The organism is Bacillus sp. PK6-16 (genome assembly GCF_056530295.1).
In genome coordinates, this window is record NZ_CP096511.1 from 419,157 (window position 1) to 434,248 (window position 15,092).

General features: G+C 34.8%; 9 protein-coding genes and 1 pseudogene. 7 read left to right on the top strand and 3 right to left on the bottom strand.

The window, feature by feature from the left end; all coding sequences use genetic code 11:
• Positions 1 to 2: 2 nt before the first annotated feature.
• Complete coding sequence (locus M1D66_RS02005; RefSeq protein ID WP_001115309.1) at positions 3 to 443, bottom strand: DUF1641 domain-containing protein; 441 nt, start codon at positions 441 to 443, stop codon at positions 3 to 5.
• A gap of 435 nt (positions 444 to 878) precedes the next feature.
• The gene (locus M1D66_RS02010) at positions 879 to 1,223 is read right to left on the bottom strand and encodes a winged helix-turn-helix transcriptional regulator (protein WP_086385558.1); all 345 of its coding nucleotides are present in this window, start codon (positions 1,221 to 1,223) and stop codon (positions 879 to 881) included.
• A gap of 373 nt (positions 1,224 to 1,596) precedes the next feature.
• Between M1D66_RS02010 and M1D66_RS02015 the strand changes: the two genes are divergently transcribed.
• The 4 genes and pseudogenes from M1D66_RS02015 to M1D66_RS02030 all read left to right on the top strand — a co-directional run bounded on the left by M1D66_RS02015 (position 1,597) and on the right by M1D66_RS02030 (position 9,098).
• Entirely contained in the window at positions 1,597 to 2,760 is a 1,164-nt protein-coding gene (locus M1D66_RS02015; protein WP_242555037.1) for an MFS transporter, read from the top strand.
• A 16-nt stretch (positions 2,761 to 2,776) separates the two neighbouring features.
• Positions 2,777 to 3,616, top strand: coding sequence for an aldo/keto reductase (locus tag M1D66_RS02020; protein ID WP_086385556.1), 840 nt, complete (start codon positions 2,777 to 2,779; stop codon positions 3,614 to 3,616).
• A 108-nt stretch (positions 3,617 to 3,724) separates the two neighbouring features.
• The gene (locus M1D66_RS02025; RefSeq protein ID WP_086385555.1) at positions 3,725 to 4,645 is read left to right on the top strand and encodes a thioester domain-containing protein; all 921 of its coding nucleotides are present in this window, start codon (positions 3,725 to 3,727) and stop codon (positions 4,643 to 4,645) included.
• A 572-nt stretch (positions 4,646 to 5,217) separates the two neighbouring features.
• A pseudogene (locus M1D66_RS02030) lies at positions 5,218 to 9,098 on the top strand (putative mucin/carbohydrate-binding domain-containing protein).
• Between the two features lie 46 nt (positions 9,099 to 9,144).
• Here M1D66_RS02030 and M1D66_RS02035 read toward each other — a convergent pair.
• The gene (locus M1D66_RS02035) at positions 9,145 to 9,783 is read right to left on the bottom strand and encodes an NAD(P)-dependent oxidoreductase (RefSeq protein ID WP_086385553.1); all 639 of its coding nucleotides are present in this window, start codon (positions 9,781 to 9,783) and stop codon (positions 9,145 to 9,147) included.
• Between the two features lie 304 nt (positions 9,784 to 10,087).
• Here M1D66_RS02035 and M1D66_RS02040 point away from each other — a divergent pair, with 304 nt between their 5' ends.
• The 3 genes from M1D66_RS02040 (at position 10,088) to M1D66_RS02050 (ending at position 14,771) form a co-directional block, all read left to right on the top strand.
• Positions 10,088 to 11,518: an alanine/glycine:cation symporter family protein gene (locus M1D66_RS02040; protein WP_242554955.1), complete on the top strand. Its 1,431-nt coding sequence runs from the start codon at positions 10,088 to 10,090 to the stop codon at positions 11,516 to 11,518.
• A 333-nt stretch (positions 11,519 to 11,851) separates the two neighbouring features.
• The gene (locus tag M1D66_RS02045) at positions 11,852 to 13,294 is read left to right on the top strand and encodes an alanine/glycine:cation symporter family protein (protein ID WP_000346408.1); all 1,443 of its coding nucleotides are present in this window, start codon (positions 11,852 to 11,854) and stop codon (positions 13,292 to 13,294) included.
• 295 nt (positions 13,295 to 13,589) lie between these two features.
• Positions 13,590 to 14,771 carry a NupC/NupG family nucleoside CNT transporter gene (locus M1D66_RS02050; RefSeq protein ID WP_000673839.1) on the top strand — a complete coding sequence of 394 codons (1,182 nt, stop codon included), beginning with the start codon at positions 13,590 to 13,592 and terminating at the stop codon, positions 14,769 to 14,771.
• Positions 14,772 to 15,092: the final 321 nt, after the last annotated feature.

Below are 15,092 nucleotides of genomic sequence, written 5' to 3' on the forward strand. Positions count from 1 at the left end.
AATTATTTATTGTTACGTTCTGCACTAATTTGAAGATATGCGTTCACAAAGCGGAACATTTTTTGTGCTTGTGGATCTTTTAATAATTTTAAAAGACCGAACAGGCCGATAACTTCGTTACTTTCGTCAGCACGATCTTTCGCTTCGATTGCAGTAGCAGCCATGCTTTTCACTGTATCTTTTACAGGTTCTACAAGCTCTGTGATTGCACCAACAGTGTCGCTTTTTAATACTTCATCAGTAGCAACAGTTTGAGCGAAGTCATAAGACTTAGTTAAAATGTTAACAAGCTCAGTTAATTTTGGAAGCTGTTCTACTAGTGTTGTTAATGATTCTTGTACCTCAGGTTTTAACAACTGATCAAGTACATCAAGTTGTCCTTGGCTAGCAGAAATTTGTACAGTTTCTTGTTCTGGCTTTGTTTGAGTCATAGTTTCTGGCATCTCCAATTCTCCTTTACGATAGCAATACTCTTATTTTTGATAAGTAAGATAGTAAACGGTTACGAAACTTTATACAAAGTTTCACAAAACACAATAAAATGCCTTTAAATTTATGACAGCAAGTAAGCTGCAAACATAAATCTAAAACCATAACGTCTTACTTATTATTTATGAACTGTCCGATACATGGCTTGTCCGCATAATGGAAAAGCTCCGTTACCGGAAAGTGTATATAATATATATCCTATATTATATACTATATACACCTATGTTAACATAAAAATGATTCCTAATTATTTGATATTGAGTGTATAACGTAGTGCTGACAAGGTATGAAAGCGTATAAAATATTTTGTTTCAGTTAGAAATGTACATATATATATAGAAAAAAAGGAAGAAACGAACAAATTCATGTTCGTTTTTTCCTTTTTCCTATTATTCACCTTCCGCAATTAGCATCGATGTGTTACCTTCTTTTTCAAGATGGCATTCGCCCCAAGAACAAAGAGAATCAAGAATGGATTCTAAAGACCAACCGTAATCAGTAAGAGAATATTCTACTTTTGGCGGGACTTGATTGTATACTTTTCTTTGAATAACGCCGTCTTCTTCTAATTCACGTAATTGCTGTGTTAACATTTTTTGTGTAATACCAGGCATGGAACGTTTTAGTTCACTCGTTCTCTTTGTACCTTTCGTTAAGTGACAAAGGATAACAACTTTCCATTTGCCGCCGATAACTTCTAAAGTCGCCTCTACAGGAATATTGTATTTCTTCATATGAAATCCTCCCTTTGTGAGTAAAATAAGTTAAATCATACAAATGTTACTTTTTAGTACCTATAGCACTTTAAAGTACGTACTTTTTATCATGTTAAATATGTTTCATAATAGCACATGTAAGAGGCAAATGAGTAGTACGGTACCAAAAAGTGACTATGTTACTTTTTAGTGCCTATAGTACTTTAAAGTGCGTTCTTCAAAAAAAGAATGAAACCATTCATAATAGCATTTGTAGAGATTAAATATATTTTTTAGAAGATAAAAGGGCCTTTTTATCACACTATTATGATTGGATTTCTTGTAATAAGGAGGAATTCAATTGAGTTCATATACAGTACCATCTTCGGAAGTTCAGACAAATCGAAGAAGTATGTTTGCTTTATTAGCACTAGCAATTAGTGCGTTTGGGATTGGTACGACCGAGTTTATTAGTGTCGGTTTATTACCATCGATTTCAAAAGATTTAAATGTTTCTGTTACAACAGCTGGTTTAACTGTTTCCCTATATGCGTTAGGGGCGGCAGTAGGAGCTCCTGTTTTAACAGCGTTAACGGCTAGTATGTCGAGAAAGACATTATTAATGTGGATTATGGTTATTTTCATTATTGGTAATGGTATTGCGGCATTAGCAACAAGCTTCACTGTATTAATTATCGCAAGGATTGTATCTGCGTTTGCACATGGTGTGTTTATGTCGATAGGATCTACAATTGCGGCTGCGATCGTACCAGAGAATAAACGTGCTAGCGCAATTGCGATTATGTTTACTGGATTAACAGTTGCAACTATTACAGGTGTGCCAATTGGAACGTTTATCGGTCAAGAGTTTGGCTGGAGAGCGTCATTTATGGCGATTGTCGTAATTGGAATTATTGCTTTTATCGCAAACAGCATACTAGTCCCATCTAATTTAAAAAATGGTGTACCTGTATCGTTTCGTGATCAATTCAAACTAATTAAAAATGGAAGACTATTACTTGTTTTCATTATTACTGCACTTGGATACGGCGGTACATTCGTAACATTTACGTATTTATCACCGCTATTACAAGAAGTAACAGGGTTTGAAGCGAGTACTGTCACTATCATTTTATTAGTGTATGGAATCGCCATTGCGATAGGGAATATGGTCGGCGGAAAATTATCGAATCATAATCCGATTCGAGCGCTATTTTACATGTTCCTTATTCAAGCAATTATATTATTTGTTTTAACATTTACAGCGCCATTTAAAGTAGCTGGATTAATCACAATTATTTTCATGGGACTATTCGCATTTATGAATGTTCCGGGGCTACAAGTATATGTAGTTATATTGGCAGAGCGCTTTGTTCCGAGTGCGGTTGATGTTGCTTCAGCAATTAATATTGCCGCATTTAACGGGGGAATCGCTTTAGGTTCTTATATAGGTGGCCTTGTAACGAATTCTTTAGGATTAATCCATACTGCTTGGGTAGGTGGCCTTATGGTAGTAGCCGCTGTTATTTTAACAGCGTGGAGTATGTCATTAGAAAAACGAGATCAAGTAAAATAAAAGGAGAGAAAATAAAATGAAAAACTTACAAAGTAAAACAGTATTAAGTAATGGTGTAGAAATGCCTTGGTTCGGTTTAGGTGTATTTAAAGTAGAAGAAGGACCAGAACTTGTAGAAGCAATTAAATCAGCAATTAAAGCAGGATACCGCAGCATCGATACAGCTGCAATTTACGGAAATGAAAAAGCTGTAGGTGAAGGAATTCGTGCAGGTATTGAAGCGACTGGTATTGCAAGAGAAGAATTATTTATTACTTCAAAAGTATGGAACGCAGATCAAGGGTATGAAACAACAATCGCTGCATACGAAGAGAGTCTAAAAAAATTAGGACTAGATTATTTAGATTTATATCTTGTTCACTGGCCTTCAGAAGGAAAATATAAAGATACATGGAGAGCGCTAGAAACACTTTATAAAGAAAAGCGCGTACGTGCAATTGGTGTAAGTAACTTCCAAATCCATCACTTACAAGATGTAATGAAAGATGCAGAAATTAAACCAATGATTAACCAAGTAGAATACCACCCTCGTTTAACACAAAAAGAACTACAAGCTTTCTGTAAAGAACAAGGTATTCAAATGGAAGCATGGTCACCATTAATGCAAGGTCAATTATTAGATAACGAAACATTACAAGCAATTGCTGAGAAACATGGTAAAACAACAGCTCAAGTTATTTTACGTTGGGATCTTCAAAATGGAGTAATCACAATTCCGAAATCAACGAAAGAACACCGTATTATTGCAAACGCTGATGTATTTAACTTTGAATTAACGAAAGAAGATATGGAAAAAATCGATGCGTTAAATCAAAATCACCGCGTTGGTCCAGATCCTGATAATTTCGATTTCTAAGATTAAGGTAAGAAAAAAGAGTGCGTAAAAGCACTCTTTTTTTGTGCATAAAAATAGTTTCTAATTAAATACTACTTAGTATTAAGTTTGTTATAAGGGGCTGTAAACATGAATATAAAGCAATCGTTCAAGATTTTAGCTATGTTTTTAAGTGTTTTATTTGTGTTATTCCCGCTTCAAAAAGCATTTGCAGAAGTTATGGACCATACAAAGTATCAAATGGATTGGAGTTATAGTAAGTCAAAGAAGAAACCAATCCGAACAGAGCTTATTAAAACGGCAGATGGAAAAATTGCTTTTTGCTTAAATGTCGATTTGAAATCTCCAAGCGGTCAAGACTTACCGGAAATGGGGAAAGTGGATATTAATGTGTATCGTGTACTATTGAATGGATATCCACAAAAGAGTCCACAAGAATTAGGGGTATCTGATTGGAGAGAGGCGCATTACGCAACGCAGCTTGCAGTGTGGAATGCGTTAAAACAAATCGATATTAATGATTTAGATTTCCGTAATAAAAATGTAGAAAAGGTAACGAAAGATATCGTTGCAAAAGCAAGTGCTAGTGAAGAACTACAAGAAATTACGATGAGTGTAACTCCTACAGAAGAACAAGAAGCAGTCTTAAAAAATGATTTCTTTGAAACAGGCTTATATACAGTAGAAACAAATGCAAAAAGCGGAACGTATAAAGTGCAAGCAACAGGTGCACCAGCGGGCGTGAAATTTGCAAATGAAAAAGGCGAAACAAAAACAGAATTTAATGTAGGAGAAAAGTTCCGCATTTTAATTCCGAAACAAACACCAGCTGGTGGATTTAGCTTTAAAGTATCAGGAAATTTAACGAAATTACAAGGGATTGCGCATAAAGGTACACCGACTATTCAAAATGCAGTAGTATTACTTGAGCGTAGTGAAGAAAAAACAAGTCCAGAGTTAGCGGTAAGTTGGAAAAAGGCTGAGGCTCCAAATAAACCAAATAAGCCATATACTCCAAATGAACCGCATAAACCGAATCAAAAGAGATAATGAAAAAGCATTGGTATATGCCAATGCTTTTTCATATGAATTCTTTAAAGATATATCAAAATAATAATTAATCGAGTGAAACACTATTTTAACGTTTGAAAAAGTATTTAAAAATAATAAAATATAGATAAATCCAAACGTTACAATAAATGGATTTTATTCACGAAATTGTAACATTATTCTAATTAGAGAGGCTATCAAACAAAGTGTAAAGCGTGTACAATTCAGTTGGAAAAACTACCTATAGATGGTCATATATGAAGAAAATGTAAGATTCTATTACTATTTTTATTTTTAGATGTATAGATGACAATACTAAAGTGTATCTTTTACTATTCTCTTTTTATGTACGAAGAGAACTCATCATAAATAGAGAGAAGTGAGGAGGGCATATTACATAAAAATTTTACAATGTAAGAAAGCGAATACATAGGGAGGAATGCGGTAGTAATTGATACAGGTGCGCGAGGTGTTAGTCTATTCATTAAATGTTTTTATAAAAATAATAGGATTTTTTATTAAATGGATATATAGGATAGTTTCTCTAAATAAAGGAACAGGGGACACAGATTATGTCGAAGAAAAAGACGAGTAGGGTATTAGTAGCTGGTATATGTATATCTACATTATTATCACCAGTAGCTTTCGAAGCATCGAAAGGATATGCCGCACCTTTGGAAGAGAATAAGGGCGGAAGTTTAGAAGATGTTCAAGAGAATAAATTTGAGCAGAGATTATTTCAGTTGCCGGGTAAAGGTAGCGTCGAAGATGAGAAAGAACGCTTAAAATATGCATACGAATTTTCACCTAATGAGCCAACTGGAATTTATGTGGAACCAAATGAAGAAATCACTATTGAAATAAAAGGGAACCAATCTATTAAGGCGTTTATAGGGACACATAGTTATGATAAGGAAGCTCCGAAAGAGTTTGATTTGAAGCCGGGGAAAAATGCAATTGCATCTCCTAATGGAGGTATTTTATATTTTTATAATTTAAATGATACAGGAGAAGTTACTGCAACTGTTACAAATGGTGGAAGTCATTTTCCTTTATTTATATTAGGGAAACATACAAAAAAAGATTGGGATGAAATGCTCGAAAAGTATAAAAATCCTTATGCGGTAGAATTAAAAGGGGAAAGAAGCTTAATTACTGCAGGGTATGATAAGGTACAAAATTACATGGAGAAGAAAGAACCGAACGAATCAATCAATCCGATAGAATTAATGAAGGCGCATGATGAAGCAATTCGTATTGAAGGTGCATTATCTGGATTGTCAGAAAATGGAGCTGGGGTGGCCAAGTCGGCGGAACATTACACTCACTTTATTGAAGCTAAATACCCTCGTCGTTCTTACATGTATGCGACTAATTTTTATACTGGATATGCAAAAGAATCGATTGAATATGTATTAGATTTAGAAAAGTTTAAAAATGATGGGTGGGGCCCTTGGCATGAAGTAGGACATTTACACCAGCAACAACCGTGGGAATGGAAAGGGATGGGAGAAGTAACAGCGAATATTTACAGTTTGGCTGTTCAAATAGCTTTTGGAAATCCCTCTCGTATGGAGGTAGATGGTCGTTATGAACAAGCTTTTGAATATCTTAATAAACCAAACGACCAAAAGGATTTTGATAATTCGGATCCAGTTATAATGTTTTGGCAATTACATTTAATCTATGGAGATCAGTTCTATCCGAAGCTTCATCAAATGTATAGAGTACTATCAGATACAGAGTTCCCTATGCTAGATATTGATGAGGTTGTTTCAAATAGAGAGAAAAAACAAATGTTTATCTATATGGCTTCTAAAGTAGCGGGACAAAATTTAATTCCATACTTTGAAAAATGGGGATTACATGCAGACTCGGATACTGTAGAAAAAGTAAATAAACTACAATTACCTGAACCGAAAAATGAAATATGGTTATCGAGAGATAGCGCTCCTATTCGTGAAACGCAAGTTAAGCCATATAAAGTTCCTTATGGTGAGCCAGTTAATACAGTACCGGATATTTTAATAGGTACTGAATTTGATGAGAAAAAGGCTAATGAACTTGTACAAAATTTAGCTGAAAATGTAAAAGTGACAGGGAAAATAGTATGGCCTAAACAAGAAAATGGAAAACAAACAGTGAATGTAGAAATTATAGATGCAGAAGGAAATGTAAACGCAATTCCTGTATCGGTTAACGTTGTGTATGGAGATAGTATGGCATTTAAAACATATTGGAATACCAACGCTGTGCTAACGCTACGTCATGAGGATAAGAAATTTAATATGACATTAGTAAGGAACATATTGGAGCATGATTATCGAGATAAAAAGTATGTGAGTGTTACGATATACGATGTGAACGGAAAAGAAAAGAAAAGAAAAGTGTTTCAGCGGAAGGGCATGAAGGATTAAAGAATTTTGCGAAAGAGTTAGATGGAATGTCCTTTGAATATGGAGACATTATTAAGGTATACCATGTTCAGCCTCGATATTTAGAATGGTATGATGACAATAAACTTGTAGATCAAGGGGAAGCTAAAAAGGAAACGGAAAAACTATTTAAAATTACCACGCAAGGATATGAATTAATTGATGGTTTACAGGAAGTAACAGCAGTACCACAAAAAGTAGTAATTGGAACAGATGCTGAAAAATTAAATGCAAAAGACTTTGTTCAAGTGAAAGATGGAGAAGTGATTGGATTTGTAGAAAAACCAATTACAACAAAAATCGGTGAACAAAAGGTGAAAGTGGAAACGAAAGATCGTTTAGGAAATAAAACGGTGACAGAAGTGCCTGTAGAAGTGATTTATGGAGATAGTATTATGTTCTTCGGTACATGGTATGGAGGAACGAATATTAAATCGATTGTTACATTAAATCATGAAGGAAAGAAATTCAGTACGACAGATTCAGAAGGTGCAATGCATACTTCATTTGCAGATGAGAAGTATATGGCGATGACTGTATATGATAAAGGTGGAAAAGAGAAGAAAGCTTTATCGGTAAAAGCATCTGAAAATACAAAAGAATTTGCGGAACGATTTAATGGAATGGCTTTTGAATACGGCGATATAGTAAAGGTTTATCAGAGAGAATTTGATCGTTTTAAAGTATATAAAAAGAATGAGTTCGTAGATACAAAGTATGGTGTAAATGAAGTATTCTTTAAAATTACAGAGCAAGGCTTCGAAAGAATAGAAGCTTTACAAAAAGTCACAGCAGTGCCACAAAAAGTAGTAATCGGAACAGATGTTGAAAAATTAAATGCAAAAGACTTTGTTGAAATAAAAGACGGAGAAGTAGTAGGTTTTGTAGAAAAACCGAATACAACGAAAATTGGTGAACAAAAAGTAAAAGTAGAAACGAAAGATCGTTTTGGTAATAAAAAAGTGACAGAAGTTCCTGTGGAAGTGACATATGGAGATAGCTTAGTATTTAAAGGTCTCAATTATAGTACTGATATTAAATCGATTGTAACAATGCAACACGATCAGCAAAAGTTTAGTGCCACAGCTGATTCAAAGCAAGTGCATCATTACTTTAAAGAAGAGACGTATTTTGAATTTACATTGCTAGATCAAAATGGAAATGAGAAAAAGAAAGTAACTGTAAAAGGTGTTGAAAATGCGGAAGAATTCGCAAAATCAATTAATGGCTTAGGATTCGATTACGGTGATGTTGTGAAAGTATATCATGCAGAATCAGACCGCTTTAATTGGTATCAAAATAATAACTTTGTCGGTCAAGGTAAAGCGAAGATAGAAAAAGAATTACTGTTCAAGGTAACTAAACAAGGTTTCGAGAGAATGGAAGCTCAACAAGAAGTAACAGCAAAACCGCAACAAGTAGTAGTCGGAACGGAAGTAGAAAAGCTAGATGCAAAAAACTTTGTTGAAGTAAAAGGTGGAGAAGTAATCGGTTTTGTAGAAAAACCAAATACAACTACACTTGGAAAGCGAACAGTAAAAGTAGAAACGAAAGATCGTTTCGGAAATAAGAAAGTAACAGAAGTGCCAGTAGAAGTGATTTATGGAGATAGTATTATGTTCTTTGGTACATGGCATGGTGGAACGAATATTAAATCAATTATCACATTAAATCATGAAGATAAAAAATTAAGTACAGTAGGTTCAGATGGGCCGGTTCATACTCAATTTAAGGGTGAACAATATATGGGTCTCTCTGTGTTTGGTAAAGATGGAAAAGAGAAGAAGCAAATGATCTTAGAAGGAATGGAAAATACAAAAGCATTTGCGGAACAATTTAATGGTATGACGTTTGAATATGGTGATGTAGTAAAAGTATATCAAGCGGAATTCGATCGATTTAAAGTGTACAAAAAGAATGTAGAAGTGAATGCACAGTATGGTGTGAATGATGTATTCTTTAAAATTACAGAAAAAGGTTTTGAAAGAACAGAAGGTATGAAAGAAATAAAAGCTTAAAAGTAAGAAAAGCTCGTAAAACATAATGTTTTACGAGCTTTTTTTATTATTCAGCTTCAGAAACTACTGTGAAGCGTTCGTTTACATGTTTTGGATTTTCAATTTCATCAAGTGATGCAACTGCGAAGTCTTCGTAACTTACGTAGCTATCACCTTTTGCGTTCACAAGAAGGTTGTCTTTACCAGCTTTATAAGAACCAGTACGTTTTCCTAATGCGAATAGTGCAGAAGGGCTGATGAATGTCCAAGTGATGTCATTTGTTTGTTGCAGAATTTCTAAGTTTTTACCTTGGTTTTGAGCAGTTGCAAGATATTCTTTCGGGAAACCTGGTGTCTCAAATACACGTGTTGTTTTCTCTTCGTCTACAAATAAGCTTCCAGCGCCTCCAACTACAAGTAATTTTGTATTTGGTGCACCTTTCATAGCTTCAATAAGTACGTTTCCTGCATCTACGTGAAGGTGTTCTTCGCCTGCTGGAGCACCGAATGCATTTACAACTACGTCAAATGCCTGCAGGTCGTTAGATGTAAGAGAGAATACATCTTTCTCTAAAACTTTTACATTGTCTTCTGTAATTTTTGCAGCGTTTCTTACGATTGCAGTTACTTCATGTCCGCGATCCAATGCTTCTTTTAAAATACGACTTCCTGCTTTACCAGTTGCTCCGATAATTCCGATTTTCATAATAAATCCCTCCAAAGTGTTTTGTTAAAGTGTATATCTGAAAGTAAATGAATTTGTTGTAATTAGGTTTGTTACAACCTGTTGTAATCATTATAGTTACAGGTTGGTATTTTTGTCAATAGGGTTGTTTGTGAATTTATTTTTTGTTTTAGTATGCACAGTTAGAGGGAGGGTAGTCAGTCATAAAGATATTGTTACTGTGAACCTGGCTAATATTTGGAAATTGCAAATTGTCGAAAAATGTTGATTTTTGAATGTTTTTTAAATATAATTCGTTTTATGGAGAAAAGGAGGGGTTAATTGTATGAATATTTTAGAGCCATTTATTTCATCAACAAATACAATTCTTTGGTCATATATTCTTATTGCAATGTTAATTGGTTTAGGTCTTTATTTTTCTATTAAATTGAAATTCGTACAAATTACTCATTTAGGGGAAATGGTTCGACTAATGAGTGATGGATTAACTGGAAAGACGCGTAAAAAAGGTAGTGTATCTTCTTTCCAAGCGTTTTGTATGAGTTCAGCAGCTCGTATTGGTATCGGTAACTTAGCTGGTGTAGCATTAGCTATATCTATGGGAGGACCTGGAGCTGTATTTTGGATGTGGGTTATTGCGATTATCGGGGCTTCTTCAAGTTTCGTAGAAAGTACGCTTGCCCAAATTTATAAAGTAAAAGATGGCAGTGGCTTCCGTGGTGGTCCTGCTTATTATATGGAAAAAGGTTTAAATAAACGTTGGATGGGAATTTGGTTTTCTATCCTTATTACAGTTAGTTACGGTTTAATTTTTAACTCAGTACAAGCGAATACAGTAACATTAGCGTTTGAAAATGCATTTGGTTTAGAGCGTTATATTGTTGGTATTGTATTAGCTGCATTAGTTGCGGTTATTATTTTTGGTGGTGTAAAAAGTATTGCACGTATGTCGGAAATGATTGTTCCGCCAATGGCGCTTGTTTATATTGCGGTAGCTATTTTTGTTGTCATTAAAAACTTCTATTTAATACCAGATGTGTTTACGGAAATTTTTAAAGGTGCATTCGGTTTAGATTCAGCTGTAGGTGGCGGTATCGGTGCTGCGATGAAATATGGTATTCAGCGCGGATTATTTGCGAACGAAGCAGGTATGGGGAGTGCGCCGAACGCGGCAGCAACAGCTGATGTAACGCATCCAGCAAAACAAGGTTTTATTCAAACGATCGGCGTTTTAGTAGATACATTCTTAGTATGTACATCAACAGCATTTATCGTACTATGTTCTGGTGCATATAAAGCAACAAATTTAGAAGGTATTGAATTAACGCAAAATGCATTAAGCTCACAAATCGGCCCATGGGCAAGTAGCTTCTTAGCGATTATTATTTTCTTATTTGCATTTAGTTCTCTTTTAGGAAACTACTATTATGGTGAAACAAATATTGAATTTATTAAGCAAAGCAAAACGTGGTTAACAATTTACCGTATTGCGGTAGTTGGAATGGTATTATTCGGTTCTGTTGCGACGCTTCAAGTTGTATGGAATATGGCAGACTTATTTATGGGTCTAATGGTAATCACGAACTTAATTGCGATTACACTTCTTGGCCGATTTGCGTACGCGGCATTAACAGACTATGTAAGGCAAAAGAAACAAGGGAAAGATCCAGTCTTCAGTGCAGATTCTATTCCTGGTTTAACGAATACAGAGTGCTGGGATAAGCCAGTGGTAACAGATAAAGAAAAAGCAGTGTAATTGAAAAGGCGAGCATCGAGGTAAATTCGATGCTCGCCTTTTTTGTTGTAGTAAATGATGAAAAGGGTGAGAGGTAATTATTAATATAACTTTTTTTGTTTGTTTCTCTCGTTATTTGTGGGGAACGTACTGTTTTAAAAGTATGGCTGGTCGAAGAGGATAAGTGATTGAGTATTGGATAAATGCATGTAATAGCTATATTTTTATGTAAAAAAACACGTATGTTAAAAGAATTAACGCACTCATGTCATGAAACCTCACATAAAGTTCTTGATTACTTAAAGTTTTTAGAATATAATTTTCTTATTGTTAGGAAGAGGGGGCAATGCAAATATGGATTTTTTAGCTAGGGTAATTGGGGATGTAAATAATATCCTTTGGTCATATGTCATTATTGCGATGTTAATTGGGTTAGGGCTCTATTTTTCATTTCGTGTGAAATTTGTCCAAGTTCGTTACTTCGGTGAAATGATTCGTTTGCTTGGGGATGGAGCAAGCTCGAAAACGAGGAAAGCGCAAAAAGAGAAGAGCGGTGTATCATCATTTCAAGCATTTTGTATGAGTACAGCTTCTCGTGTAGGTACTGGTAACTTAGCTGGTGTAGCTATTGCGATCTCAGCAGGTGGTCCAGGAGCAGTATTTTGGATGTGGTTAATCGCGGTAATTGGGGGTGCTTCTGCATTTGTAGAGAGCACATTAGCGCAAATTTATAAAGTAAAAGATGGGAATGCATTCCGTGGGGGCCCAGCGTATTATATGGAAAAGGGTTTAAAGAAACGCTGGTTAGGTGTTGTGTTCTCTGTTCTAATAACAGTAAGTTTCGGATTGATTTTTAACGCTGTACAGTCTAATACTGTAGCGGCTGCCTTTGATGGGGCGTTTAAAACAGATAGTAGATTAGTAGGTCTTGTTATGGCTGGTTTACTTGCAGTTATTATTTTCGGCGGAGTAAAACGAATTGCTCGCGCGGTTGAAATGATTGTTCCAGTAATGGCAATTATTTATGTAGCAGTGGCGTTATTCGTTGTTGTAACAAACATTACGGCAATTCCATATGTATTTAAAGAAATTTTCTTACATGCTTTCGGAATTAAAGAAGTAGTAGGCGGAGGATTAGGAGCTGCGATTTTATTAGGGGTAAAACGTGGGTTATTCTCAAATGAAGCAGGTATGGGTAGTGCGCCGAACGCAGCAGCGACTGCAAACGTAACGCACCCAGTTAAACAAGGTTTCATTCAAACTTTAGGGGTATTTACTGATACATTATTAATTTGTAGTTGTACAGCATTTATTATTCTTTTATCAGATGTGCATAATGCAGCTGATTTAAATGGAATTCAATTAACGCAGCAGGCGTTAAGTCAACATATCGGTCCATGGGCTTCTATATTTGTAGCAGTTGCGATCTTCTTGTTTGCATTTAGTTCATTAGTAGGTAACTACTACTATGGTGAAACAAATATTGAGTTCTTAAATGGAAGTAAAGTGTTATTAAATGCATACCGCATTGCTGTACTTGGTATGGTTATGCTAGGATCTGTAGCGACAATTCAAATCGTTTGGGATTTAGCAGATTTATTTATGGGGATTATGGCTGTTATTAACTTAGTAGCAATTGTATTCCTTTCTAAGTATGCTTTCGCAGCGTTATCAGATTATATTAAGCAAAAGAAACAAGGGAAAGATCCAGTCTTTTATGCGGAGTCTATTCCAGGTTTGAACAATACAGAGTGTTGGGATGAGCCAGCAGTAGCTGATAAAGAAAAAGCGGTATAATGAAAAGGGCATCAAGTGAAACTTGATGCTCTTTTTTTGTTTTATTCAACCATTTGCAGATAGTAAAAGACGAACATTCATAGACGTTTTATAATAAAATGTAATTTTTTTGAGAAAAGTGCGGATATGATTTGTGATTTGTGTTAGAATGGAAAATGCCTTTGAAACAAGAGTTTTTATGATTTTTCCTATCCGATTGAAGATTTTGGAGGGGGAATGGAAAGTTCGGATTATTTCTTGTTTTGAGTAGTCAGACGTTCAACGTTAATGAAGAGTTAAATGGAGGATTTTATTAATGAAGTTTGTTATGTTTCTTGTAGGATTACTCGTTGTATTTGTACTCGGTTTTCTTATAAGTGCCGATCGAAAGAAGATTAAGTATAAACCAATCGCAATTATGCTTATTATTCAGCTAGCATTATCTTATTTCTTATTAAATACACAAGTTGGTTATATTTTAGTAAAAGGAATTTCAGATGGATTTGGTGCACTTCTTGGATATGCGGAAGCTGGAATCGTTTTCGTATTTGGTGGTCTTGTTAATAAAGGAGAGGTTTCATTCTTCTTAACAGCGTTATTACCAATCGTATTCTTTGCCGTTTTAATCGGAATTCTGCAACACTTTAAAATTTTACCGATATTTATTCGTGCTATTGGTACTTTGTTAAGTAAAGTAAATGGTTTAGGGAAATTAGAATCATATAACGCAGTAGCAGCTGCTATTGTTGGACAAGCAGAAGTATTTATTACAGTAAAAGATCAATTAAGTAAAATCCCAAAACATCGTTTATATACATTATGTGCATCTTCCATGTCGACAGTATCGATGTCAATTGTCGGTTCTTACATGAAAATGATCGAACCAAAATATGTAGTAACAGCACTTGTATTAAATTTATTTAGTGGTTTCATTATTATTCATATTATTAACCCGTACGATATTACAGAAGAAGAAGATACACTGAAATTAGAAAATAAGAAAAAACAATCATTCTTTGAAATGTTAAGTGAATATATTATGCTTGGTTTCACAATCGCGATAACAGTAGCAGCGATGTTACTTGGTTTCGTAGCATTAATTACAGCAATTAATAGCTTGTTTGATTCCATGTTCGGTATTACATTCCAAGCTATTTTAGGATATATTTTCTCACCATTAGCATTCGTAATGGGTATCCCGCAAGCTGAGATGGTAACAGCGGGACAAATTATGGCAACAAAATTAGTATCAAACGAGTTTGTTGCGATGCTTGATCTTGGAAAAGTAGCTGGTGATTTATCGGCTCGTACAGTTGGTATTCTTTCTGTATTCCTTGTATCATTTGCGAACTTCTCATCTATCGGAATTATCGCAGGTGCAACGAAAGGTATCGATGAAAATCAATCAAATGTTGTATCATCATTCGGTCTACGCCTTGTGTACGGTGCGACATTAGTAAGTATTCTATCAGCGATTATCGTTGGTGTTATGTTATAAAGTGAAACTTTAATCAGTGGGGGCTTTATTCCCACTCATTATTAGCCCTCACCAATCGGGGTAAAAAGGATGGTCCTAGCTCATAGCTAGGGCTATTTTTATGGTAAATTTACATGAAAAAACCAATTAATTAGGAATATATTAACATATAAAAATCTTTTAAAATTTATATTGCATTTCATCTAGATAACGCTTACAATTTGATTTGTAGGTGGTATCAATTTCAGACTTTCAAGTATGGTAGGAGAGAAGAAGCTACCTTTTATAAATTGCAATTTATGTAAACGCTTACTGATTTTAGATGACAGTTGAATAGTTTTA

Bases quoted from the DNA above. Each gene is read 5' to 3' on its own strand.
- M1D66_RS02005 (WP_001115309.1), bottom strand. From the start codon at position 443: ATGCCAGAAACTATGACTCAAACAAAGCCAGAACAAGAAACTGTACAA.
- M1D66_RS02010 (WP_086385558.1), bottom strand. From the start codon at position 1,223: ATGAAGAAATACAATATTCCTGTAGAGGCGACTTTAGAAGTTATCGGC.
- M1D66_RS02015 (WP_242555037.1), top strand. From the start codon at position 1,597: ATGTTTGCTTTATTAGCACTAGCAATTAGTGCGTTTGGGATTGGTACG.
- M1D66_RS02020 (WP_086385556.1), top strand. From the start codon at position 2,777: ATGAAAAACTTACAAAGTAAAACAGTATTAAGTAATGGTGTAGAAATG.
- M1D66_RS02025 (WP_086385555.1), top strand. From the start codon at position 3,725: ATGAATATAAAGCAATCGTTCAAGATTTTAGCTATGTTTTTAAGTGTT.
- M1D66_RS02035 (WP_086385553.1), bottom strand. From the start codon at position 9,783: ATGAAAATCGGAATTATCGGAGCAACTGGTAAAGCAGGAAGTCGTATT.
- M1D66_RS02040 (WP_242554955.1), top strand. From the start codon at position 10,088: ATGAATATTTTAGAGCCATTTATTTCATCAACAAATACAATTCTTTGG.
- M1D66_RS02045 (WP_000346408.1), top strand. From the start codon at position 11,852: ATGGATTTTTTAGCTAGGGTAATTGGGGATGTAAATAATATCCTTTGG.
- M1D66_RS02050 (WP_000673839.1), top strand. From the start codon at position 13,590: ATGAAGTTTGTTATGTTTCTTGTAGGATTACTCGTTGTATTTGTACTC.